General features: G+C 58.7%; 22 protein-coding genes. 7 read left to right on the top strand and 15 right to left on the bottom strand.

Features of this window, described 5'->3' with window-relative positions; all coding sequences use genetic code 11:
* Position 1 precedes the first annotated feature (1 nt).
* The 5 genes from K325_RS0110775 to K325_RS0110755 all read right to left on the bottom strand — a co-directional run bounded on the left by K325_RS0110775 (position 2) and on the right by K325_RS0110755 (position 6,195).
* Positions 2-2,239, bottom strand: coding sequence for a GGDEF domain-containing protein (locus tag K325_RS0110775; protein ID WP_228128439.1), 2,238 nt, complete (start codon positions 2,237-2,239; stop codon positions 2-4).
* Positions 2,240-2,306: 67 nt separating this feature from the next.
* On the bottom strand, positions 2,307-3,155 hold the full coding sequence (locus tag K325_RS0110770) for an ABC transporter permease (RefSeq protein ID WP_029654276.1): 849 nt from the start codon (positions 3,153-3,155) through the stop codon (positions 2,307-2,309).
* Between the two features lie 4 nt (positions 3,156-3,159).
* Complete coding sequence (locus K325_RS0110765) at positions 3,160-4,020, bottom strand: ABC transporter permease (RefSeq protein ID WP_029654275.1); 861 nt, start codon at positions 4,018-4,020, stop codon at positions 3,160-3,162.
* Positions 4,017-5,111, bottom strand: a complete 1,095-nt coding sequence (locus K325_RS0110760) for an ABC transporter ATP-binding protein (RefSeq protein WP_029654274.1) — start codon at positions 5,109-5,111, stop codon at positions 4,017-4,019. Before K325_RS0110760 ends, K325_RS0110765 begins: the two co-directional genes overlap by 4 nt.
* A 7-nt stretch (positions 5,112-5,118) precedes the next feature.
* The gene (locus K325_RS0110755; RefSeq protein WP_029654273.1) at positions 5,119-6,195 is read right to left on the bottom strand and encodes an extracellular solute-binding protein; all 1,077 of its coding nucleotides are present in this window, start codon (positions 6,193-6,195) and stop codon (positions 5,119-5,121) included.
* 184 nt (positions 6,196-6,379) lie between these two features.
* On the opposite strand from K325_RS0110755, the gene phnD reads away from it, so the two are divergent.
* The 5 genes from phnD to K325_RS0110730 are packed head-to-tail and all read left to right on the top strand — an operon-like array spanning position 6,380 to position 10,740.
* Complete coding sequence (phnD, locus tag K325_RS0110750) at positions 6,380-7,327, top strand: phosphate/phosphite/phosphonate ABC transporter substrate-binding protein (RefSeq protein WP_029654272.1); 948 nt, start codon at positions 6,380-6,382, stop codon at positions 7,325-7,327.
* A gap of 18 nt (positions 7,328-7,345) precedes the next feature.
* Positions 7,346-8,164, top strand: coding sequence for a phosphonate ABC transporter ATP-binding protein (phnC, locus tag K325_RS0110745; RefSeq protein ID WP_029654271.1), 819 nt, complete (start codon positions 7,346-7,348; stop codon positions 8,162-8,164).
* On the top strand, positions 8,164-8,982 hold the full coding sequence (gene phnE, locus K325_RS0110740; protein ID WP_029654270.1) for a phosphonate ABC transporter, permease protein PhnE: 819 nt from the start codon (positions 8,164-8,166) through the stop codon (positions 8,980-8,982). Before phnC ends, phnE (K325_RS0110740) begins: the two co-directional genes overlap by 1 nt.
* The gene (gene phnE, locus K325_RS0110735) at positions 8,979-9,788 is read left to right on the top strand and encodes a phosphonate ABC transporter, permease protein PhnE (RefSeq protein ID WP_029654269.1); all 810 of its coding nucleotides are present in this window, start codon (positions 8,979-8,981) and stop codon (positions 9,786-9,788) included. Before phnE (K325_RS0110740) ends, phnE (K325_RS0110735) begins: the two co-directional genes overlap by 4 nt.
* Before the next feature lie 7 nt (positions 9,789-9,795).
* Positions 9,796-10,740, top strand: coding sequence for an HAD-IIA family hydrolase (locus K325_RS0110730; RefSeq protein WP_029654268.1), 945 nt, complete (start codon positions 9,796-9,798; stop codon positions 10,738-10,740).
* Positions 10,741-10,746: 6 nt separating this feature from the next.
* On the opposite strand, the gene K325_RS0110725 is transcribed toward K325_RS0110730, so the two are convergent.
* From K325_RS0110725 to K325_RS0110695, 7 genes are all read right to left on the bottom strand, one after another.
* The gene (locus tag K325_RS0110725) at positions 10,747-11,787 is read right to left on the bottom strand and encodes an extracellular solute-binding protein (protein WP_029654267.1); all 1,041 of its coding nucleotides are present in this window, start codon (positions 11,785-11,787) and stop codon (positions 10,747-10,749) included.
* Positions 11,784-12,554: a spermidine/putrescine ABC transporter permease PotC gene (potC, locus tag K325_RS0110720; protein ID WP_029654266.1), complete on the bottom strand. Its 771-nt coding sequence runs from the start codon at positions 12,552-12,554 to the stop codon at positions 11,784-11,786. Before potC ends, K325_RS0110725 begins: the two co-directional genes overlap by 4 nt.
* Positions 12,551-13,408 carry a spermidine/putrescine ABC transporter permease PotB gene (gene potB / locus K325_RS0110715; RefSeq protein ID WP_029654265.1) on the bottom strand — a complete coding sequence of 286 codons (858 nt, stop codon included), beginning with the start codon at positions 13,406-13,408 and terminating at the stop codon, positions 12,551-12,553. The genes potC and potB overlap by 4 nt, the downstream gene beginning before the upstream one ends.
* Positions 13,401-14,522, bottom strand: a complete 1,122-nt coding sequence (potA, locus tag K325_RS0110710) for a spermidine/putrescine ABC transporter ATP-binding protein PotA (protein WP_029654264.1) — start codon at positions 14,520-14,522, stop codon at positions 13,401-13,403. Before potA ends, potB begins: the two co-directional genes overlap by 8 nt.
* Positions 14,523-14,619: 97 nt before the next feature.
* A complete protein-coding gene (locus K325_RS0110705; protein WP_029654263.1) occupies positions 14,620-16,641 on the bottom strand; it encodes a bifunctional metallophosphatase/5'-nucleotidase in 2,022 nt (673 codons plus the stop codon).
* Between the two features lie 136 nt (positions 16,642-16,777).
* Complete coding sequence (locus tag K325_RS0110700; protein ID WP_029654262.1) at positions 16,778-17,848, bottom strand: TRAP transporter substrate-binding protein; 1,071 nt, start codon at positions 17,846-17,848, stop codon at positions 16,778-16,780.
* A gap of 115 nt (positions 17,849-17,963) precedes the next feature.
* The gene (locus K325_RS0110695; RefSeq protein WP_029654261.1) at positions 17,964-19,640 is read right to left on the bottom strand and encodes a methyl-accepting chemotaxis protein; all 1,677 of its coding nucleotides are present in this window, start codon (positions 19,638-19,640) and stop codon (positions 17,964-17,966) included.
* Positions 19,641-19,877: 237 nt separating this feature from the next.
* Here K325_RS0110695 and K325_RS0110690 point away from each other — a divergent pair, with 237 nt between their 5' ends.
* On the top strand, positions 19,878-21,215 hold the full coding sequence (locus K325_RS0110690) for a CHAD domain-containing protein (RefSeq protein ID WP_029654260.1): 1,338 nt from the start codon (positions 19,878-19,880) through the stop codon (positions 21,213-21,215).
* Between the two features lie 9 nt (positions 21,216-21,224).
* Here the strand turns inward: K325_RS0110690 and K325_RS0110685 are convergent, their stop codons facing one another.
* The gene (locus K325_RS0110685) at positions 21,225-21,998 is read right to left on the bottom strand and encodes a cation diffusion facilitator family transporter (RefSeq protein ID WP_029654259.1); all 774 of its coding nucleotides are present in this window, start codon (positions 21,996-21,998) and stop codon (positions 21,225-21,227) included.
* A gap of 93 nt (positions 21,999-22,091) precedes the next feature.
* Between K325_RS0110685 and K325_RS0110680 the strand changes: the two genes are divergently transcribed.
* Positions 22,092-22,973: a LysR family transcriptional regulator gene (locus tag K325_RS0110680; protein WP_029654258.1), complete on the top strand. Its 882-nt coding sequence runs from the start codon at positions 22,092-22,094 to the stop codon at positions 22,971-22,973.
* Here K325_RS0110680 and K325_RS0110675 read toward each other — a convergent pair.
* Both K325_RS0110675 and rarD read right to left on the bottom strand, forming a co-directional pair.
* Complete coding sequence (locus K325_RS0110675; RefSeq protein WP_029654257.1) at positions 22,952-23,188, bottom strand: DUF3565 domain-containing protein; 237 nt, start codon at positions 23,186-23,188, stop codon at positions 22,952-22,954. The two genes, K325_RS0110680 and K325_RS0110675, sit on opposite strands and share 22 nt — an antisense overlap.
* A complete protein-coding gene (gene rarD, locus K325_RS0110670; protein WP_029654256.1) occupies positions 23,185-24,081 on the bottom strand; it encodes an EamA family transporter RarD in 897 nt (298 codons plus the stop codon). Before rarD ends, K325_RS0110675 begins: the two co-directional genes overlap by 4 nt.
* Positions 24,082-24,162: the final 81 nt, after the last annotated feature.

The raw sequence follows: 24,162 nt of genomic DNA, 5'->3' as shown, positions 1-24,162 counted from the left end.
ATCAGGGCGTCGCCGCCACCACCCGGTTGCGGCCCGCCTCCTTGGCCTCATACAGCGCCATGTCTGCTGCCCGGAACAAGCCTTCAAACGCCGGGCAGTTCTCCGGCCAGCAGGCAATACCCGCAGAAATGGTCAGATACCCCAGGTGCTCCCCCCGATGTTCAATTCGCTCGGCGGCAATCGCACCCCGAAGCTGCTCGGCCCGGTACCGGGCCTCCTCCAGAGAGGCCCCGGGCATCAGTACCGCGAATTCTTCACCACCATAGCGACACACCGTATCACTGCCGCGAAAGCAGGCACCAAGCAGTTTCCCCACCCTTCGCAGTGCCTGATCCCCAGCCTCATGCCCGTGGCAATCGTTGAAGCGTTTGAAGTGATCGATATCGAAAATCAGCAGGCTGAGCGACCGCTCCGAGCGAACCGACACTTCCCGCTCATGCCGGAAGAGTTCGTCGAAGTGGCGCCGGTTCTTCAGGCCCGTCAGGCTGTCTTCGTATGAAAATTTCTGCAATTCAGCCCGAAGCGCCAGGCCGGACAAGGTAATCCCGATTTTTTCAACAGATTGATGCACCCAGCCAATCACCCGAAGACTGCCATAGTCTTTGAGCTCATCAGGTAGCTCTGGCCGCTCCAGTGCCAGCACCCCCTCGGGCTCTGGGCCGGAGTGTCCGGATTCCACACGCAGAAAGAAGTACAGTTGCAGCGGCAGTTCATCGCTGCGCACGGGTAAAACGGTTTCCGTTATCCCGGAGAGCCCCTGGCCCAGAGCCAAGGGGAAAGCTCCGGCGCGAGCTTCTCCCCACTGAGTCTGGCACTCGTATCGCCCATTCTGGCCTCTGCGGTAAAAACCGCCCGCTATGGGAAGATAAAGTTCCGGCATGGCTCTGAGCAGGCCCTCAAACGCCTCTTCAATCCCGGCACAATCCTGCAAGGCCGCAATAACATCTGCAAACTTCTGGCTTTTCTTGCTTTCAAGCGCCAACAGCCGGCCCCGGGCCACTTCACGAGCCGCCAAAGCCTCCGCTCGGGCGGTGCGTTCCCGGACTTTCTGCTCAAGCCGGGCCGTCAGTTGATGCAGCGCTCTCTGGGTACGCCCAAAATGCCAGACAGAAATCCCGATCACCGCCAGTGAAAACCCCAAGGCTCCCCAACTGACCGGCACCCGCCCCCAGGGCAGGAAACCATGCGCCACAGCCATGTCCAGGATCAGGAGCGCGACAAACCCTCCACAGGCCAGCAGCAGAATCTGCTGCTCCCGATAGAGGCCTGAGAACTGTCGAACGGCCACCATCGCAATCAGCAACAGGGAAACCACCAGCACGGCATCAAACACCGGGAACGTCGACGACAGCGCCACCAGGCCACCCAGAGCCCCGACAACGGCTCCCACGGCATACACAAGGTGAAACCACATCAGCCCACGAATCAGTCCTGAACGCTGTTTTCCTAGCCATTGGGCCAACAGCAAGGTGAGCGCGACGGGAATGAGATAGTAGGACGCTGCCGCCAGGTAGTCCCAGAACAATGGGCGATAGAGCAACAACAGGCTGGCCTGGCTCTCCGCCAGCAACATGACGGCAACCAGCGATGAAAACAGGGCAACCGTCGCCAGGCTTTTCTGACCGCGCTGGATGCAAGCAAATACCAGGGCAAGACCGGCAATCAGGGCCGACAGGGCTGACACAATCAGGTCTTCCGCAGACTGGCTGAGAATATACAGTGTGAGATCCGGGGGTTCGGTAATCGCCACCTCACCCCACAAGCCAATGTCGGTGTAATCGGAAAACACCCGGAAGTAGAGCGTTTCTCCTTCATAGTCATCCGGCAGCTGAATCTCGTGCCAGGGCCAGCCCTCAAACGCCCCGCGCCCCTCGCCCTCAAACGTTCCGTACTGATACAGTCGCTCTCCCCGGAACCAGACCTGAACAATGATGTCCACGCTGTACACATAGAGCACGGGATGGAACCAGTTGCCCTCCGGCAGGGTCACACGAAACCAGGCGTAATCGCGACCATCACGGCCGGGAGGGTTAGAGGGGAAACCAATGTCATGCCACTGATCGGGCGCGTCTTCAAACAACCAGGCAGGAGTGCCGTCGGCCAGAACCGGAGAGTCGCCCCAGCGGTATTGCCAGCTTTCGTCGAGAGGCTGCATGGCAGCCGAGGCGGCGGATGAAAACCACAGCCCGCAGGCAGCGAGCACCAACAGCACCACGAATTGGGAATGGGAAGCTCGCAACGTAAAACCTGCGTCTGGTTAGTAGTACTGTAAGTATAAACCGTTACCGGCAGGCGCCAGAACTTTCTCAGCGTTTTTGTCGAAGCGTCGTCAGCGCAAGCAAGGCAGACACCAACATCAGAAACAGGGCCACGGCGTTCAGCACCGGAGTTGAGCCCTCACGCAAGCGATTGAACAATGCAACGGTGAGCGGGGTATCGCTGCCCGTAAGCATTACGGTGGTATTAAAGTTCTCAAACGACATCAGAAACGCCATCGCTGCCGCCCCAAGAACAGAGGGCAACAACCACGGAAAAGTGACGGTAAACCAGGCAACCAGGGGTGTGGCGCCAAGGTTCAGGGCTGCTTCCTCCAATTGCCGGTCAAACTTGCGCAAACGGGCGGCAATCACCAGCGTGGCCAGCGTGGTTATAAACGCCACCTGCCCCATTACCAACAGAGTGAGCCCCGGACGGAAGATATCCAGCTCAAGGCCCCAGAGGCGCGACACGTCATTGGCCATACCGCTGTAGAACACCAGAATCGACACACCAAGAATGACGCCAGGAATGACCAGGGGCAGCAGCATCAGTAAATAGAGCAACTCTTTACCGCGAAATTCCAGACGTTCAAACAGAACCGCATTCACACACCCCAGCGAGACGCTGCCCAGCGTCACCCAGAAGGCAATCTTTGCACTCACCCAGAGCGCACTGAGCAAACCGTCATCGTGGAACAGCCCGGTACGGCCACCTTCCCCCCCAGCCAGATACCAATCCAGCGTAAAACCCTGCCAGGGCAGGGACGGAAAGGGCGAGTCGTTGAAGGCGAAAACCGCGGTGACCACCAGAGGCAAAGCCAGGTACACGAAAAATGCCAGCAGATAGGCCAGATAGACGCCATCAAACAGTCGGGATCTGGGGACAGAACGAATCATCGCTTCACCCCATCACTTTCCGCAGCGACTGCCCACTCAGCTTCAGCCCGAGCCAGACAATCAGCGACGAGAGAAACAGCAACAACACCCCGAGAGCCGCGCCCTGCTCCCAATTGAACCGGGTAATGAACTGAGTAAAGATCTGCTCGGTAAACCAGGCGCTGTCCTTACCCCCCATCAGATTCGGGGTGAGGTAACTGCCGAGTGTCAGCATAAAGACGACGATACAACCGGAGACAATCCCCGGCATGGCCCAGGGCACCACGACTTCGCGCAAGACCGTCAGGTGGCCCCCCCCCAGATCGTAACCAGCTTCCACCAGATTCTCATCCAGCCCATCGAGCGTGGTGACCAGAGGCACTACCATGAACAACAAACCGTTGTAGACCAGACCGATGATCACCGCGACATCGTTGTACAACATCTCCACCGGCCCATCGGCCCATCCAAGCGCCTGCAGCCAGGCGCTGAAAACGCCACTCTCCCGAAGCAGAATCATCCAGCCGTAAGTACGGACTAACTCACTCGCCCAAAAGGGTATCAGGCACGCCAGAAAGAGCAGCCCTTTGGCGCGCCCGCGGGCCAGCCGGGCGATGTACCAGGCGATAGGAAAAGCGACCAGCAGGGTCAGAAACGTGGTAAACAGCGACATCACGCCCGTGCGCAGGAAGGTACGCCAATAATAGGACTCTCTGAAAAAGTTCTGATACTGCTCCAGCCCCCACGCCAGGGTGTCCCAGCTTTCCCGAACCTGGAATGACACCCGCAGCATCTGAAGATGCGGCACCAACACCAGCAAGGTAATCCAGAGCAGAAAAGGCGTCAGCAGCAGCCAGAGCGACAGTCGGCCGGCAGAGGCATTCACAGGGAACCTACTCCGAACACGCAGGCCAGCGCCGGGTCCCAGGCCAACGGCAGGTGGGCATCCGGCACCAGACCGGGGGCCGAGCCGTCCTGGGGCAGTCTGGCAAAGATCGGTTGGCCGAGGTGTTCGGCCTCCACCCGGCTGTTTGCGCCGTCAAACAGGGTGGCCCGAACCCGGGCGTTCAGGGACGAAAAACCAGCTGGAGAATCTGCGCCGGTAAAAACCAGCGACTCCGGGCGGATATAGAGCTCAGCCAGAGCCCCCGGGCCAAGACCCTCCGAAGCCAACCGGCCATGCACCACGGAGCCGTCTTCCAGCCGCAGACTGGCCAGCCCGTCAGCTACCGACACCACCTTGCCCGCCAACCGGTTGTTGTCACCCACAAAACCAGCGACAAACGGCGTCGCAGGCTCACGGTAGAGAACCTCCGGTGGCGCCACCTGATCGAACCGACCGTTTCTCATGACCGCCACCTGATCCGACATCACCATGGCCTCGGACTGGTCGTGGGTGATGTAAACAAACGTGGTGCCAAACGCTTTCTGCAGGTGCTTGAGCTCAATCTTCATTTGCTCACGCAGCTTCAGATCAAGTGCGCCAAGGGGCTCATCCAGCAACAAGAGGGTGGGCTCCAACACCAGGCAACGCGCCAGAGCCACCCGCTGACGCTGGCCACCCGACAAGTCCTGCGGGTTCCGGTTTTCCAACCCGGGCAGCCCAACCTGTTCCAGCACCCGGGCAATGCACCGGCGGCGCTCTGCGGCGGGCACTTTTTTACGCTTGAGGCCATAGCCGATATTGTCGCCCACCGTCATCGTGGGAAACAGCGCCAGATGCTGGAATACCATGTTCACGGGGCGTTTATTCGGCGCCACGTCATTCATTCGTTGCCCGCGAATGAAAATGTCACCTTCGTCGGGCCGGTCAAATCCCGCCAGCAGCCTCAGCAGTGTGGTCTTACCACACCCAGAAGGGCCAAGGATGGAAAAGAACGTGCCCGCAGGCACATCCAGAGAAATGTGATCCACCGCCGCATGGCCGGCAAAGCGGCGGACCAGGCCGCTACAGGACAGGTCAGACTCGGTTATCATAGAGTTTTCAGTTAGCCGCCTGTACCCGGTCCAGGACCTGCCCTTCCAGAGATTCCAGCCCCGGCGGCACGGGCGGATACCATTTGATGTTGTTGATGGCCTGCTCATCAAAGCTCGCCCGGTAGGCATCCCGCAGATCGGCCTTCACAAACTCATCCGCACCCTTGGACGCCGTAAAATTACCGGACGCATTGGTGATTCTGGCCGCAATCTCCGGCTGCATCACAAAGTTGATCCACTTATACGCAGCCGCTTCGTTTTCACTGCGCCGGGGAATGGCAAAGGTATCGATCCAGCCCAATGCCCCGGATGCAGGCGCAACAAAGCGAATGTCCGGGTTCTCCGCGCTCAGTTTCCAGCCTCCGGCATCCCAGGCCATCGCGGCCACCACCTCACCGGTTCTCAGCAGGGACAGCAACTGATCGCCCCCGGTCCAGTAGGTTTTCACCTTGGCTTTGCAATCAATCAGAGTGTCTTCGACTTTTGCCATGATGGACTGGTACTCATCGCGATCATCATACGCAGCGAACGGGTCCATCCCCATGGCGAAGGCAAAGCCCATCAACGTTGGCCGCTTCAGACGGTAACTGACCTTGCCCGCAACCTCTGTGGCACACAGATCGGTATAGTCTGTTACGGTATCCGCCACGGACTCATGCACAATCAGCCCGCTGGTCCCCCAGACCGACGGCACCCCGTAAGACTGCCCGTTCAGTGCCGTCGCGGCCTGGGTGGCTTTCACCATGGACGGCTGGAGCTGGTCGGTCTTGATCTGACCATAGTCGATCGGCTTGTAGATATTGAACTGGCGCTGGACACCCACGATCCGGTCCTGGCTGGGCTGAGCCAGATCAAACCCGGCGCCGCCGGTAGCGCGCAGCTTGGAAATCATGTCCTCGTTGTTCGACAGGGTAATTTTGACATCAATGCCGGTTTCTTCCTCAAACTGGGCCACCACATCATCCGGGGCATAGCCCCCCCATGTGATCAGGCGGAGCTCCTCGGCATTAACCACACCGGATACGCCCAGCGCCGCCACCAGAGACCCCGTAAACAACAGCTTCTTACCCTGCGAACCTTTCATGTCAAATCCTTGTGCAAAGAATGGTGTAAAGCAATCGCCATCAGACAGACCCAAGGACGTTATAGACCATAAATGACAGTTTTGTGAAGCTTCCGAGCCCCTCCGATCACTGTCATCAAACCATCATCAAACCGACTTAGTGTGCCGCCAGACTCATCCGAAATTAACCCTGAGGATACCGAACATGAACAAGTTTCTGACCCTGACCTGCGCGGCCATGCTGACGCCGGTTCTCGCCCATGGCGCGTTCCAGCTCGACAGCCGTTACCAGGACACCGACGGCGATCTGGTGGCCGACATCCCGACCGAAGCCTCTAAACTGGTGGACCCGTCCACGCTGGTGTTTGCCTACACGCCGGTCGAAGATCCGGCGGTTTACAAAGAAGTCTGGTCTGAGTTCCTGGACCACCTGGCCGAGACCACAGGCAAGAAAGTTCAGTTCTTCCCGGTCCAGTCCAATGCTGCCCAGATTGAAGCCATGCGCGCAGGGCGTCTGCACATTGCCGGTTTCAACACGGGCTCCAACCCGCTGGCCGTTGCCTGTGCCGGTCTGCGTCCGTTCACCATGATGGCGGCAGCTGACGGTTCCTTCGGCTACGAGATGGAGATCCTCAGCTACCCGGGTTCCGGCATTGAGAAGGTCGAAGACATTCGCGGTAGCGAGATGGCGTTCACCTCTCAGACGTCCAACTCCGGCTTCAAGGCCCCGTCTGCCATTCTGAAGGCCGACTACAACATGATCGCTGGTGAAGACTTCGAGCCGGTGTTCTCCGGCAAGCACGACAACTCGATTCTGGGCGTGGCCAACAAGGACTACCCCGCGGCAGCGGTTGCCAACTCCGTTCTCAAGCGCATGCTGCGCCGGGATGTAGTGAGCGAAGACCAGCTGGTCAGCCTGTACAAATCCCAGACCTTCCCGACAACCGGTTACGGCATTGCCCACAACCTGACCCCGGAACTGCAGAAGAAAATCCAGGAGGCATTCTTCTCCTTTGAGTGGGAAGGAACCGCACTTGAGGAAGAGTTCTCCAAATCCGGTGAGGCCCAGTTCGTGCCCATCACCTTCAAGAACCACTGGGAAGTGATCCGTAAGATCGACGCCGCCAATGGCGTGGAATACAACTGTCGTTAATCAGTCAGGCGGTACTACGTGTTAAAACTGGATAAGGTTTCCAAAACCTACAAAACGGGTGACAAGGCCCTCCACAATGCCTGTTTCGAGGTTCCTTCGGGACAGGTGGTGGGCCTGATCGGTCCCTCGGGCGCCGGTAAATCCACGCTGATCCGCTGTATCAACCGTTTGGTGGAGCCCTCATCGGGCTCCATCACTCTGGGTGATACCGAGCTGACCGGCCTGAGCCGGCGGGAGCTACGCCGGGCACGGCGGCGAATCGGCATGATTTTTCAGGAATACGCTCTGGTCGAGCGACTGACCGTGATGGAAAACGTACTGTCTGGCAGGCTCGGGTACATGCCGGCCTGGCGGTCCTACTTCCGCAAGTTCACCGGCGATGACATTGCGCTGGCGTTCTCACTTCTGGACAACGTTGGTCTGGCTGACCATCACAACAAGCGGGCCGATGCCCTGTCCGGCGGACAACGGCAACGGGTGGGTATCGCCCGGGCTCTGGAACAGAACCCGGAGCTGCTGCTGGTGGATGAACCCACCGCATCCCTGGACCCGAAAACCTCCCGGCAGATCATGCGACTGATCCGAAGCGCCTGCCAGGAACGCAATCTGCCCGCCATCATCAACATTCACGACGTTCTGCTGGCCCAGCAGTTCTCTGACCGCATCATCGGCCTGCGTGCCGGTGAAATCGTGTTTGATGGGCCCCCGGACGCCCTGACGGACGACGTGCTGACGACCATCTACGGTGATGAAGACTGGACTCAACTGCGGGGTGAGAATGGTTCCGGAGATCAAGGCGAGGACGCCTCCGGCGTTGATCTGATGGAGAGCGCGTGATGCCCGGCAAGTCCACTGCACACACCTACCCCAGACATTGGAAACGCCCCCCACTGCTTCTGACTCACCCGTTCTGGCGCAAGGTTATCCTGCTGGGCGGGCTGGTTTACCTAATTCTGGCCATCCAGACCATCGAGGTAGACTGGCAGCGGGTGTACCTCGGGCTTGAACGGGGCTGGCGCTTTGTTCAGGGCTTTCTGGTGCCCGACTTCACCTCCCGATGGAACGACATCTACGCAGGCCTGCTGGAAAGCCTGACCATGACTGTCACATCCACGGTCGCCGGCATTCTGGTGTCTGTGCCGATCGGGATCGGCGCTGCCCGGAACCTTGCACCGGCACCGGTTTACCTGGCCTGCCGGGGCATCATCACCGTATCCCGGTCGTTTCAGGAAGTGATCATTGCCATCCTGTTGGTGGCCATGTTCGGTTTCGGCCCCTTCGCGGGCTTTCTGACTCTGGCCTTCGCCACCATCGGCTTTCTGTCGAAACTCCTGGCGGAGGAAATCGAGGACTGCGACCGCAGCCAGATAGAAGCCGTACGTGCCACGGGCGCCAGTTGGTGGCAGGTGGTGAACTACGCCGTTCAGCCTCAGGTGATGCCACGTCTCGTAGGGCTTTCGCTGTACCGGTTTGACATCAACTTCCGGGAATCCGCAGTCATCGGCATTGTCGGTGCCGGAGGTATCGGAGCTACCCTGAACACGGCCATCGACCGCTATGAGTATGACTCGGCCGGCGCCGTGCTGATCATCATCATCGCCATCGTTCTGGTGGTAGAGTATTCATCTTCTTACATTCGCAGGTGGGTTCAGTGAACCATCCATCCCTCAACCCACAATGGCAATACCGGACGCCCAAACAATCCTTGCTGCGATGGTTTGGCTGGTTCTGGCTGGTGGCTTTCACGGTCGTGTGCTGGCAGATCATGAACGAGAACACCATCTGGGCGTTCGTCAGTGATGCCCCACAACAGGCCGCCGACATCGGCGGGCGGATGTTCCCACCCGCCTGGGGCTACATCAACAACCTCTGGCAGCCGTTGTGGGATACCCTCAACATTGCCACTCTGGGTACCTTGCTGGGTGTCCTGTTCGCGATTCCCGTCGCCTTCATGGCCGCCACCAACACCACTCCCAGCGTCCGTTTCGTCCGGCCACTGGCCCTGCTTATCATCGTCTCGTCCCGGTCCATCAACTCCCTGATCTGGGCCCTGCTGCTGGTCGCCATCATCGGCCCTGGCCTGCTCGCCGGCATCGTTGCCATTGGTCTACGATCCATCGGTTTCGTCGCCAAGCTGCTCTACGAAGCCATCGAAGAAATCGACGAAAAGCAGGTCGAGGCCATCCGGGCCACGGGTGCCTCCGGCGCTCAGGTGATTGACTACGCGGTGGTTCCCCAGATTCTGCCCGCGTTCTGGGGCATCAGCGTATTCCGCTGGGATATCAACATTCGCGAATCCACCATTCTCGGTCTGGTCGGCGCAGGCGGATTGGGCATTCAGCTCAACGCCTCCCTGAGCACCCTGGCCTGGAATCAGGTGGCCATGATTTTCATCGTGATCCTCGGGACCGTCGTGATTTCCGAATGGGTTTCTGCGAAAGTGCGACAGGCGGTACTCTGAGACAACCATGGACAATCATCCGACTTCGTTTGCCGGCGTTACCCCCACACCGGCCTGGGCCTTTGCCCAGTACCAACACGTCCGCGCCACCCTGCCAGAGGGCCTGCCTGCGGACCAACAGCCGAACACCCGGGCACTCGATTCTCTGGCTCCGCTCCTTGAGCAGTTTCAGGTCTTCGTATTTGATGCCTTTGGCGTGCTGAACGCGGGCACCCGTGCGTTTCCTTCTGCCATTGAGCGTATCCGGCAGCTGCAGTCTCTGGGCAAAACGGTCATGATCCTGTCCAACGCGGCCACGGCCAGCCACGCCGCCCTGGTCAGGAAATATCAATTGATGGGGTTTGCCATTGCGCCCGAAAACCTCGTTTCCAGCCGCTGGGTGCTGGAGCAGCGGCTGCGTTCAGCGCCGGTGACCGGTCGGTATGGCGTCCTGGCGCCCGCTTCCTCGGAACCCGATACGCTGCCGGTGGACGGACACCCGGTGCTACCCGGAACCACAGGCTCCCAGCTGGATGCATTCGACGGGTTTATCTTCCTCAGCAGCGAAGGTTGGAATGAAGCGGACCACGACACGCTGGCGGACAGTCTGAAACGACTCCCTCGCCCTGTGATTGTGGCCAACCCAGACCTGGTCGCCCCTCGGGGAGATTGCCTGACTCTGGAACCCGGGTTCTTCGCCCATCGCCTGATGGACCAGTGCGACACCCTTCCGGAGTTTTTCGGCAAGCCCTACCTGCCAGCATTCCAGGCGGTGCTGGATAAAGTCCCGGGGATTCCGGCCGGGGACATACTGATGGTTGGGGACACCCTGCACACCGATATTCTTGGCGGTCAGGCGGCGGGTATGAAAACCCTGCTGGTGACTGCGGAAGGGTCGCTGAAGGGAATGAACATTCCGGACTGCATTGCGCAGTCCGGAATCGCACCGGACTATGTCGCTCCGGCCATCTGAGCCCGGTTACTGACCGGACTTGAGCATTTCCCAGTACTTGGCGTAAACCTGCAGGGCTTCATCGCCAATGTCGGTCTGGAACTCAGCGTTGACCATGTCGTCCGGGGTCGGGTAACTGGCCCGGTCGGCAGCAACGTCATCGTCCAGCAGGTCACGGGCTGCCACGCTGGGGGTCGCGTAACCAATGTCTTCGCTGATCAGAGCCGAGATTTCCGGTTTCATCACAAAGCTGATGAACTGGTGAGCAGCCTCCGGGTTCTTGGCGTTCTTGGGAATCACAAAACTGTCCAGCCAGACAATGATGCCTTCGTCCGGGTACACGTAGTCCAGAGCCGGCATAGCTTCCCGCCCCATCACAGCTTCACCGTTCCAGATCATGCCAACGTCGGTTTCCCCTTCAAGGTAAGGCATCCGGGGCGCGTCTGAATTGAAAGTACGCACCGAGGGCATCAGTTCCGTCAGCTTCTCATAGGCTTCCCTGATTTCCTCGGGGTTGGTGCTGTTGCCCGAGTAGCCCAGCACACGCAAGCCAATGTGGAAAACCTCTCGCATATCGTTGGTCAGCATCACCCGACCCTCGAAACGCTCATCCCACAGATCCGCCCAGGCGGTAACCTCGCCTTCAACATCGGTGGTATCCACGGCGATCCCCGTGGTTCCCCAGAGGTAGGGCATGCTGTACTGGTTGTCCGGGTCAATATCGAGGTTGATCAGCTCCGGGTCCAGGTTGTCAAAGCCTTCAATCTTGCTGCGATCAATCGGCATCAGGAGGTCTTCCTGGCGCATCTTGCTAACGTAATAGGTCGAGGGCACGGCCAGATCGTAGGCAGCACTTTCATCGAGCAGTTTCAGCCGGGCATACATCGCTTCGTTGCTATCGTAAGTGGTGTACACCACCTGAATACCCGTTTCCTCGGTGAATCGGTCCAGAACTTCCTGAGGCATGTACTCAGACCAGTTGTACAGGTTCAGAACCCTGGGTTCCTCGGAACCACTGCAGCCCGTCAGGCCCACCGCCAGCAGGCCAGCCAGTGCCAGTTTCTTCATCGCTTGCTCCTTAAGAGTATCCATTGAGACAACATCAACATCACCAGTGAAAACACCAGCAGCAGTGTGCCAAGGGCATTCACCTCGGGTTTCAGGCCAACCCGCACCATGGAGTAGATGCGTAAAGGCAGAATTTCATAACTCGGGCCACTGACAAAAGTGCTCACCACCACATCGTCCAGTGACAGGGTAAAGCCCAGCAACCAGCCTGCCAGCAGAGCCGGCATAATTACCGGAATCAGCACAGTACGGGTCATGGTGAAATCATTTGCACCCAAGTCCCGCGCGGCTTCCGGCAGGCGCTCATCAAAACCGCTCAGCCTCGCCATCACAGTAATGACCACAAAAGGCAGGCAGAAGGTCACATGCGCCAGTAATAAAGAAACGTAGCCCAGCTGAAACCCAACCAGAAGGAACAACGCCAGCAATGAGATCGCCAGCACAATTTCCGGCGACATCATCACCACAAACAACATGCCATTGAGGACATTCTTCCCGCGGAACCGGTAACGGTGCAACGCCAGAGCCGTCAGCGCCCCGATCAGGGTCGATACCGTCGCGGCCGAGAGGGCCAGCCACAGTGAATTCCACATGGCCTGCACCATCGCCCGGTTATTGAACAAGGCGTCATACCAACGCAGGCTGAGCCCGCCCCATTCATAGCCGGTGCGTGAGTCGTTGAATGAGAACACCACCAGCACCACAATCGGCACGTACAACAGCAGATAGATCAGCGTCAGATAGGTGCGTGGCAACCAGCGGCTCATACGCCCTCCTCCCCGATCCGCCGTTTACTCAACCGATGGGCAAACATCAGGAACGCCATGGCCAGAGTCAGCATGATGCTGGCAGCCGCGCCAAAGGGCCAGTTTCGGGCGTCCAGGAACTGATTTTTGATCACGTTGCCCACCAGCAGGTTTCGGGACCCGCCAAGAATATCCGGCACAAAGAACAGCCCCATGGCAGGCAGCAGCACCAGCATGATGCCGGCCAGCACCCCCGGCAGCGTCAGGGGCACGATGACATGGATAAAGGTCGAGAAGCGCCCGGCGCCCAGATCGTGGGACGCTCTGAGGTAATCCTCCCGAAGATCGTCGAACACCGAGTACAACGGCAGGATCATGAACGGCAGCAGCAGATACACCAGGCCGATCACCACCGCACCTTCGGTATACAGCAACTGCATGGGCTCATCGATCAGGCCCATCGATAACAGCGCATTGTTGAGCAGACCATTGGTAGCCAGAATCAGTTTCAGGGCGTACGTTCTGACCAGCGAGTTGGTCCAGAACGGCACAATCAGCAGGAAAATCAGCAGTACCTGATGTCGTTTGGCCACTTTCGACAGCGACCACGCAAACGGGTATCCGATGAGCAGACACACCAGGGTGGTCATTGCCGCCATGTACAGGGAGTGCAGGAATACATCCAGGTACAGCGGATTCAGCAACTGCCGGTAGGCATCCAGAGTCACTGGCAGCGAAATGAAGGAGGCCGGATCGCGAGTCATGACACTGGCCCCGACCACCAGAAGATTCGGAGCCAGCACCAGAAACAGCAACCAGCCCCAGACAAGCACCAACACCGCCGTACGGAACGGCTGCTGCATCAGGCTACGCATCAGTGCCGGCTTCCTCGGAAGGGGTTTCCGGCTCGGTTGGCAGGAGCCATTCCCAGCCATCCACCCAACTGACCTTGACCGGCTCGCCGAGCCGGTAATCGAATGTGGGGTCGTCTTCATCAAAGAATTCCGACGCCAGTACCTCGGTGCCATCCTCCAGATGAATCACCGAATCCAGGGTGCTGCCCTTGTAGTTCCGCTCAACCACCTTGCCAGCCACGCCCTCGTCGTCTCCGGGCGCCAGTACCCGGATATCCTCCGGGCGAAGAAGCACGTGCAGAGACTGGCCCACGGTCACGGGAAAGTCCGGTTTGCGGAAGGTTCGCTTCAGACCAAAGACATCCACAATAATGGTGTCTTCCTCGTGGGCCTGCTCGACCCGGCCAGGGAAGAAGTTCGTTTCACCCACAAATCGTGCCGTGAACAGGTTAGCTGGCCGCTCATACACTTCCCTCGGGGTTCCCAACTGCTGAATCAGCCCGTCTTTCAGTACCACAACCCGGTCTGACATAGACAGCGCTTCTTCCTGATCGTGGGTCACGAACACGAAGGTAATGCCCAGTTCCCGCTGCAGGCGTTTTAGCTCAACCTGCATGGTCCGGCGCAATTTATAATCCAGTGCCGACAAAGGCTCATCCAGCAACAGGACTTTCGGTCGTTTGACCACCGCCCGGGCGATGGCCACACGCTGCTGCTGGCCACCAGAGAGCTGATGGGGTTTACGTCGGGAAAAGTCCTCAAGCTGAACCATTGCCAGGGCTTCCTCCACCCGCTGCCGAATTTCCTCTTTCGGCCGCTTCTCCATTTTCAGGCCATAAGCCACGTTGTCGAAAACCGACATATGGGGAAACAATGCGTAGTGCTGAAACACCGTGTTCAACGGCCTGTGCTCCGGGGGCGTGTGCGTGAGATCCCGGCTACCCAGGGCAATGGTGCCTTCGTCCGGGTGCTCAAAACCGGCCATCATTCGCAGCAGAGTGGTTTTACCACAGCCGGACGGCCCCAGGAGGGTTATGAATTCGCCGTCAAGGATCTCCAGATTCAGGGAATCCAGTACCTTTTTACCGTCAAATTCTTTGGTGAGATTGCTCAGAAATAGCAGTGTCTGTTTCATCGGCCCTGCCCACAGAAAGAGCGGCCTATTTTTCCAGAAACCGACCCAATCAAAAAGGGGGCTGTCGGTTTTTTCTGACAGCCCCGCACAGGCCTCATCAGGGCGTTGCACGAACCGCGACATTCACAATGCGCGCGTCCTGATCCACGGTGGTCTCAGGCTCGGCGAATCCCTCACCAGAGACCGGATACACAACCTTCAGATATTCCGCCATGGCATCCTGTTCGCCACCTGCCGGAGAGAAGTCTGATTGTCCGGGGTCCACCGTAACATCGGCCCGGTTCGGCGCCACCAGATTCTTGAACGGGTAGCCATCGCCGCATGAGGCCGAGCTGTCGTTCACGCAATCACCTGCCAGGAACGCCAGCGTGACCATGCGGATGGGGGCTCCGGTGATATCGACAACGCCCCCGGTGACCACGTCCTGTACCACGGCCCCGTTCGCATCCAGAATTTCCAGCTCCCGGACCCGACGGGTGACCGCGCTGGCCAGATTGGAATCGCCATTGGCCCGGGCCGTCTGGCGGTCATCAAACGCCACCCGCATACCAGCAATCTGAGGGAAACGGCCCGGAGTGCTACCTTCACCGCTGGCGGCAAAAGCATATTCCATCAAATCTGCCAGTTCGGCCGGTGTCACCGTGACCATGGCCAGCCGGTTGTTGAACCGCAGACTGGTTTCCAGATCCAGCTGGGAGATCCCGCCCGCCGGCTTGCCAACCAGTGCATTGGCCGCTGGCGGCAGGAATTCGATCTCGGAGGGGTCGGTCGTGCCTGGTGGCTGCAAGGCCAGGCCAATGCCATCACGGATACCCCCACCGTTCTTCAGAGAGACCGACACTGATGCATCCTGTTGTTGCGCCAGCCACAGGTTGGCTTCGGCCGTCAGATTCCCAAGATTGGTTTCCTGAGTGCGCACCTGGCTCCGGCGCCCGTCCAGATAGACAGACGTTTTACCCAGAACGTTGCCATCTTTGGCAACCAGAACGGCATCCAGAGCATCGGTTAGGGCAGCAACCGCGGCATTCACCTCAAAGGCGGGGTTGATCATTGCGGTTGACCAGGCGCCATTTACGCCGGGATCGAGTGCCTCGGTTACGATCCGGCCACGCTCATCAAACGACAGAACCAGTCGCCCCAGATAACTGAAATCACCGTCAGTATTGACCACCAGCACCGGTTCACCCGAGGCAGATTCGAACGATAACGGATAATCCCCCGCCGCATGGTCGCCATCGCGAAGTGAATCGTTGCTGTCAGCCAGCAACGTATTCGAGCCGCCGGCCACAATCACATCAACCCCATCCAGCCGGGGAGCCAGAGCTTTTTCCACACTCAACTGCTGCATGTGGGCAAGCAGGATGATCTTGTTGATGCCGGCGTCCATCAAAGCATTCACATCGTCCTGAATTTCTGCCGCCAGAGCATCCAGGTCGGCGGCTACGGCCGGATCAAACGTCGAGGGCGACAACGTCAGCCCGCCCGTGCTGGTAATGCTGGGCAACGTGGGCACAGACGCCCCCACAACACCAATCACACCCCCCTCAACATTCAGCGTTGCCGTGGCTGAGAGCTTGCCCGCCTCGGCCGGCACCCCCTCTCTTGCCACCAGGGCCGCCGTATGACTGTCCGTGGTAAAATCAATGTTGGCTGAGAGATAGGGGAACCCGGCACCAGGCCACTCACCATCAGGCGAAATCAGCTCAGCGAACGCTTCAGTGCCAGCATCGAGATCATGGTTACCCACCACCGACGCCTGAACCCCCATAGCATTGAGCCAGGCAATATTGGCCCGCCCATTACCAGGCTCACCCAGAGCCTCCGTCAGGCGCTCATCACTGGCCGCAAAATATTCCGGCCCGGGAATCAGGTTATCACCGGAACTCAGCACCAGCGTTCGGCCCGGCATTTCGGAACGGAAGCCGTCAATGAGCGCCGACATGTTGCGCGCATCCGCAGCGCCACCGCTGCCGTCAATGTCTGCAAAGTGAAGAATCTGGAGTGAAAATGCATCGGTTCCGGTTGCCGGTGCCGAATCATCGTCATCGCTGCACGCCGCCAACATACTTGCCGAAAGCGCCAGAATGACTGCACGGGTCAGTCGCTTGGTTTGAGGCATCGCGTTCCTTCCTTGTCACTGAGTGAGAAACCCCGGCGGCGGGATTCGCCGCAAGTCCTCAATGACCATAGAAAGATCGGGTGACATATCCATGACCAGAGCAAGTCAGGAATATGTCACCGCAGGCGATAAAAGCTCAGTCGTTGGCGACGCTGTTCAGATACGCCTTGTCTGAAATGTTAGTCCAGGGACGCACCTGTTCCAGGTACTCGCGCTGGGAGGTAATGATTTCCCGCGCCAGCTCGTCTTTCTCGGCAAACTCATCCAGCAGCCGGTTGGTGGTTTCACGCAGAGCATGAACAACCTCTGGCGGAAACACCTTGTGCGTCACGTCCGGGTATTCCTGCTTCATTTTTTCCCAGGCCACACCACTCTCGTGTGTACTCTGAATGTACATATCGTAGGCCGCTGTGCGCATGGAAACCCGAAGGATGGCCTGAAGATCGGCCGGCAGTTTGTCCCAGGCTTTCTTGTTGATCAGGAATTGCACTTCGGCATTCGGCTCCTGCCAACCGGAATAGTAGTACTTGGCGATCTGATGGAAGCCCATCTGCAGATCCAGCGCAGGGCCAACCCACTCAACCGCATCAATGGTGTTACGCTCCAGCGCGGTATACAACTCGCCCGGGGGAAGGCTGGTAACTGCCACGCCGACTTCAGACATCACTTCACCGGCAAAGCCCGGGATGCGCATCTTCAGCCCCTTCATGTCTTCCAGGGAATTGATTTCCTTGCGGAACCAGCCCCCCATCTGATTTGAGGTATTACCACCGGGGAAGGACAGCAGACCAAAGGGCTCGTACACCTTCTGCATGAGTTCCATGCCATCATCATGGTAGAACCAGGCGTACATCTCCGGCGCAATCATTCCGAAGGGGACGGTGGTGAAGTACATCGCATTGGGGATGGTGCCTTTGTAGTAATAGGACGCGGTATGCCCCATGTCGTACTGACCATTCCGCACCATATCAAAAATACCAAAAGGTGCCTTGTGCTTGTTGGAGGAATCAATGCGGATCTTCAGCCGGCCATTGGACATTTCCTCAGCCATGGAGGCCATGTTGCGGGGCGCATCCCCCAACAAGCCGGAGTTCGGCCCCCAGGTTTCTGCCAGACGCAGGGTATAGGTTTTGTCTGCCAGGGCCCACGGGCTGGCCAACAGCCCCAGGGCACTGACTGCCGCCAGCAGGGTTTTACGCATAGACATAGTGTTCACTTCCATTGTTGTCAGTTGTTGGTTAAACATGCCTGAAGGCCTCATCATAACGACGAAAGCCGGCCACGCCAATGAGGCGGGGCCGGCTTCGCTCAGGCGGGAAACGTCAGACTTTGAACTGGGCGACCAGATCCCGCAGGTGCTCCCCAAGCCGGGCCAGCTCGTGGCTGGCTTCGTTGGTCTGCGTAACGCCTGTGTCACTGCGCTGGGCAGCGTCCACAATGCGCACCACGTTCTGGTTGATCTCTTCGGCAACCTGGCTCTGTTGCTCTGCTGCGGTGGCAATCTGCGTCACCTGATCGTGGATCTGCGTTACCGACGTCACAATCGTATTCAGCGCACTGGTGGCGTGGTTAATCCGCTCCACCGTGGCTTCAGAGCTCCTGCGCGAGTTATTCATACGCTCCACAGACGCCCGGGACTCGGTAACAAATCCGTCAATCATCTCCCGGATCTGATCCGCCGATTCCGCAGAACGCTTGGCCAACTGGCGCACCTCGTCGGCAACCACCGAGAAACCGCGACCATGCTCACCTGCCCGGGCTGCTTCAATCGCAGCGTTCAGGGCCAGCAGGTTGGTCTGTTCGGTGACCGCATGAATCACATCCAGTACCTGTTGAATGTCATTCGATTTCTCGGCCAGGGCATTAATGCTGCGAGCGGTGTCGTCCATCTCCTGAGACAGCTGGTTTACCGCTCCCTGAGCACTGTTGATGGTTTCACCACCTTCTTTAGCCATGCGATCGGCATCCGAAGCGGCCCCTTCCACTTCGTTGGCATTCCCTGAAATCTGCTGAATCGTCGCCGCCATTTCATTGATGGCCGAGGCAATCTGATCTGTCTCCGAGCCCTGTTCCTGCACAGACTGGCGGGTTTCACTCGCCACCCGGCTCAGTTCCTCCGCCGCCGATGCCACCTGATCCGTGGTGGACCCGACTTCCCGAATGGTGTTCTGAATCTTAACCACAAAATGATTGAACCGGCGCCCCAACTCCGCAAGTTCATCCTTGCCCGCTTCCGGCAACCGCTGTCGCAAATCGCCATCCCCGTCGGCAATTTCCTGCATGATCTTACTGACGTTGTTCAGAGGGGAGGTCACGGTGCGACCGATCACCAGGCCGATAATCAGTGAGATGCCAACCACCACCAGGGTCGCCACCAGAATGATCCACATGGCCGCCGACATGGTGGCATCCACTTCCTTTTCGGCCGACGCGACAGCCCGCTGGATATCGGTTACATACACACCCGCGCCAATCATCCAGTCCCAGCCGGGAATGATGATGGAGTAGGATACCTTGGGCTCGATCTGGCCCGAAGCGGGGTTCATCCAGTCGTAGGGCAGGAATCCATCCCGGGCCGCAGCATCAAACAATTCTCTGGCCTGCTTCAATGCCCTCGGATTCGTCGTTGGCCCTTCCTGGCTGGGGTCCGGTGCAAAAGCCAGGTTGTTAATGGCCCGGTCATAGGCAAACACATAGTTGTCCTCGCCGAACCGGATGGAGCGCAGGCGGTCCCGGGCTTCATCCCGGGCTTCGGTATCGGTCAGCCCAGGTTCACGCTTGGCCTCCATCACCACGGATTTTGCCGCCTCAACGAGGTTCTTCAGGCCTTCTTTTCGGGCTTCCAGCAATTCCCGCTCGAGCCGCTCGAGCTCAACCTCGCCATTGGAAGCGATCTGGCTCGCTGTGATCCAGGCAATGGCGCCAGCGGTGATCAGCACCGGCACGATAACGCCGATGAGAAGCCTTGTGCTTATTCTCAGATTGCTCATGAAAGCCATGTTACGTACTCCGGGGGTCAGTATCCTGCAGGCCGTTTCATTATCCACAACCCGGCGCCGGGTGCCGTTGCAGTTTGTTAAAAGCTGTGTCCAAAACTTGCACCCGGCGCCCTCTGGCATGTCGACAAAGCAGTCATACCAAGGGCTGTAGGGTACACTGCGTATCGGCCGTCATGTAAACGACTTGAGGCTGTGCCAGACTAAAAATCCGATCGTTGCGCCGAAGGAGTCCTTTTTATGAAGCGTCTGTTTCTGATCCGCCACGCCAAATCAAGCTGGCAGGATGACTCCCTGAGTGACCGGCAGCGCCCGCTGAGCGAACGCGGCGAACACCAGCTGACACCCTTAGCAAGAACCCTGAATTCGCTCAACGCCCTGTCTGGCACCGTGTTCGCCAGCCCGGCTGTACGAGCTCAGCAAACGCTTGAAGGCCTCCGCACTTTCCTTTCCAAAGCAAAGGAGGTTGGCACTGAGCCTGAGCTTTACACCTTCGACTATCGCCGTCTATTACACTGGCTGCAGAGCCAGCCTGGCACCCATCAGAGCCTTACCGTTATCGGCCACAATCCCGCACTTCTGGAACTGGCCGCCTATCTGGTGCCACAAGCGCCATTCGAGCTGCCAACCGCCGGCATCATTGAAATCCGCTTGCCGCTGAAGAGCTGGAAGAAAGTCGGCAAGAACACCGGCCGACTGGAGACCTTTCTGGCCCCCAGAGATTTCAGTTATCAGGAATTTCTGCGCAAGAACCGGAATGCGCAACCGGTGGAAACCGTTAACAAATCTCAGGCCATTCCGGCAGCCCTCTTGCAACTGTCCACCCAGCTGGAGAAGCTTACCCCGGGTGTTACGGCGGGCCTGGACGACGAATTCCTGCATCAGTACAGGGTAGCACTCCGTCGCAGCCGGGCCATTGCCGAGTCAATCGCCGATCTTTCCGGCGATCCTTCGCTGACGGAGCACATCAGTGAGCTCAAACGCCACGCCCGGGCCACCAGCCCATTGAGAGACCTTCACGTCTTTCTTCAGGACCTGCCAGAGCTATGCGACAACCACCCGGAGCTATTGCAGCCCCTGACTGACTGGGCGGGCAAGAAATCCCGGGACGGCCAGCGCAAGCTGGTCCGGCGTCTGACCCAGACCCGATACCAGCAAAGCCTGACGCGCTGGCAGGACTACCTGCACTCCCGGCACGCCAGAAAGCTCACCAGCCATCTGAAAGCCGACGACATTCACACCGCCGTTGAGAAGCGCCTGAAACGCTTCAACCGGCGCACCGCCGAACTGTTGCATACCGCACCGGATGATGCGTTTCATCGCTTGCGTAAGGAACTGAAGCGGATTCGCTACCTGATGGAACTGGACAGTTCCCACTGGAAACCGGCACTCCGGCAGCTGCGCAGTCGGCAGGATCTGTACGGGCGGTTCCAGGATCTGCATGTTCAGGCCACCCTGATCGAGCGGTTTGAAGCAGACTGCCCGGAGGCCAGAACCCGTGATCTGAGAAAGGACATCGCGGAGCGCCAGTCAGACGTCCGCCGACAGATCCTGTCCATCGGCGGTCTGAACGTCTGACAGCGTCCTTCAGATGCGAATCAGTCGGGCTTCAAGAAGCAGGGTAGGGCCAAGTTTCGCAACTTTCACCTGCTCGGGATTCAGTCCCAGCTCTTCCAGTGTGTCCTGAACGTCATCCATAGTCTCTCCACGGGGGGCGGCCAGGAGCAGCTCGCGCACAGATTCCATCACCATCTGCACCGGCACGGTCATGAAGTACAGCGAGATCACAATCATCATGACCGGGTCTGCGTAGACCGACCACGAGGCCCATTCCGTGCGTTCCAGCATCCAGGCCCCTGCGAACCCCAGCATCACGGCAGCACTCAGAGCGCTGTCCATCAGCCACTGGCGCTGCTCTGCGCGAACCAGCCCCGAGTCATTGCGCCGGCTCGACCAGCGCAGATACCACCAGGCTCCAAGGCACCCCACAACGTTGATGATCCCGAACAACAACCCCATATCAGCGGCAACAGGCCGCCCCCCCTCAAACAGCGACAACACGGCGGAAATCAGCGAGATCACACACACCAGGGCAATCACCAGCCCCTTCACCGCAATCACCAGGGGTTCAACGGCGCCCAGGCCAAAGGGGTAGTCTTTGTTGGCTGGCCGGCGCACCAGCCTGGCCGCATAAAGAGAAAGAAGGGACAGCGCCAGGCTGACCAGTGAATAGGCACCATCAAACAGGATGACCAGTGAATCCACCCAGATTCCCCAGGCAATTCCGACAATGGCAAACAGGCCAGCGCCCACAGCAGATAATGTCAGCGCCAGATTTTCCCGCGCCAGATAAGAAAACATTTTGACCTCCTTGGAATTGCCGGTCATATTATCGGCACTCGTAAAAACGCGTGAGTCGCTGAGCGACGAAAAATCCGGCGCAAAGAGATCCTGATGAAGACCTCACAGATCAAAGTCTTTCTTTCCGTTGTGCGCAACGGCAGCGTGGCGTCTGCCGCCCGGGAGCTAAACCGAAGCCGCACCACGGTCAGTACAGTGCTCGCCTCACTGGAAGATGAACTGGGGGTGGAGCTGTTCGAACGCAGCGGCAATCAGCTGCATCTGACCGCCATCGGCCAGTCCATTCTGACGGATTGCCGGCGCTTTGATCAGGTAGCGGGGCAGATACAGGCCCGTTGTCAGCACCACCTGAGTGGCGCGGAATCGGTGCTGCGCATTGCCCGGGACGATGCCATTCCGGAAGTGATCTGGCGCGACATTCTGCTCAGGCTGAAGCAGCGCTTTCCCCAGACCAGCCTGTCGATCTGCCTGGCGTCTCCCCGGGAGCTGCCGGCTTTGGTGGGGAATCAGTCTGTGGATGTCGCCTACGGCCTGATGCCCGAGCTGTTAAGTGAGGGTTACCAGTGGTTTCGGGAACTGGCCGATGTGCGCATGTTGACCGTTGCCGCACCGGAACATCCACTCAGCCAGCTCAAACGGGTAACCCAGGATGACCTGATCAGCCACACCGAGATCACACTGGCCTACCTGAAAGATGCACAACTGGTGGCCGAGTCCCCCGAAACCGCCAACTACCTTGCGTTCACCCAGTATGAGCTGATCCGGGATGCCGTGATTGATGGGGCTGGCTGGGCCGATCTGCCACTCCCTCTGATTGCCGAGGCCCTGCGCAAAGAACAACTGAAAACCATTCACCACCGCAGCGCCCTCTGGTGGAAGGTGTTCAGCGCGCTGGAGTCGGAGCAGGCCCAGGGCGGGGCGGTGGTTGGCTGGCTCGCCAATGAGCTAGAAGCCTACCTGGACTCTCTGGCCTGATGGTGTGCTGGCTCCTCATCCACCGGGGCCCCCTCATCACATTTCTTGCAGTCCAGCTCGAACCCCAGCATTGCCTGCCGTCCTGACTCCGAGATCACCCATGGACGGTTGATCCAGGGCGGATCGTGGCGCACATGCTGATGGTGGCCGCACGCCAGACGGGCAACCCAGTGGTTATCTGTATCCTTGTGATAGCTTTCAATACACCGCTTCATGCCACAGCCTCTCCCCTGGCACGGCCCACCCAGGCAGACCAGGAATAAAGGGCCAGAGCCACCCAGATCATCACAAAACTCATCAGAGTCTCCTGACCCAGCGGCTCTTCAAACACCAAAAGCGCGATCAGGAACTGAATGGTCGGATTGATGTACATCAGAAACCCCACCGTCGACAGCGTCAGCCGCCGGGCAGCTCCGGCAAACGCCAGCAGCGGAATCGCCGTCACCACACCACTGGAAAGCAACAGGAGAGCGCCCGACGGGGTATCGGAAAAATGAGAAGCGCCCAGCATCGACAACCAGGCCAACGCCAGCAACCCCAGCGGCAGCAATAACAGCGTTTCCACAAACAATCCAGACAGCCCGTCGAGCGCCACTTTTTTTCGTGTCAGGCCGTAGGTACCAAAGCTGAAGGCCAGCAACAGGGTAATCCAGGGCACTTCGCCCAGCAGGAACAACTGGTAAAGAATGGCAACGGCGGCTAGCCCTACCGCTGCGGCTTGCGTCCGGGAAATGCGCTCACCCAGAATCAGCAGCCCCAGGGCGATATTCACCAGCGGGGTCAGAAAATACCCCAGACTGGCCTGCAGCACCTGACGGGTTTCCACCGCATAGATGTAGACCCCCCAGTTCAGCGCGATAAACACCGCGCAGGCAAACACAAACCCAAGCTTCCGTGGCTCCCGCAGGGCACTGATCACCGGCGGCCAGCGTTTGAAGAGCGAGATCACCACCGCCAGGAACAGACAGGACCAGATCACTCTGTGGGTCAGAACCTCCCAGGCAGGAATCCCGTCAAACAGAGCGAAATACAGGGGAAAGCACCCCCACAGAATGTAGGCACCCAGGCCGTAAGCGACGCCTTTCGGGGTTTCATCAAGCGTTTTCATAGCTTCCTCACTAACCGAGGGTTCCAATCTAGCACAGACAATGAGCGCCCGGAGCAATGATCTTGGTCTCAAGACATTGAC

It is taken from the genome of Marinobacter daepoensis DSM 16072 (genome assembly GCF_000421165.1).
GTDB classification, from domain to species: Bacteria; Pseudomonadota; Gammaproteobacteria; order Pseudomonadales; family Oleiphilaceae; genus Marinobacter; species Marinobacter daepoensis.
This window is presented reverse-complemented; position numbering and strand designations above follow the sequence as displayed.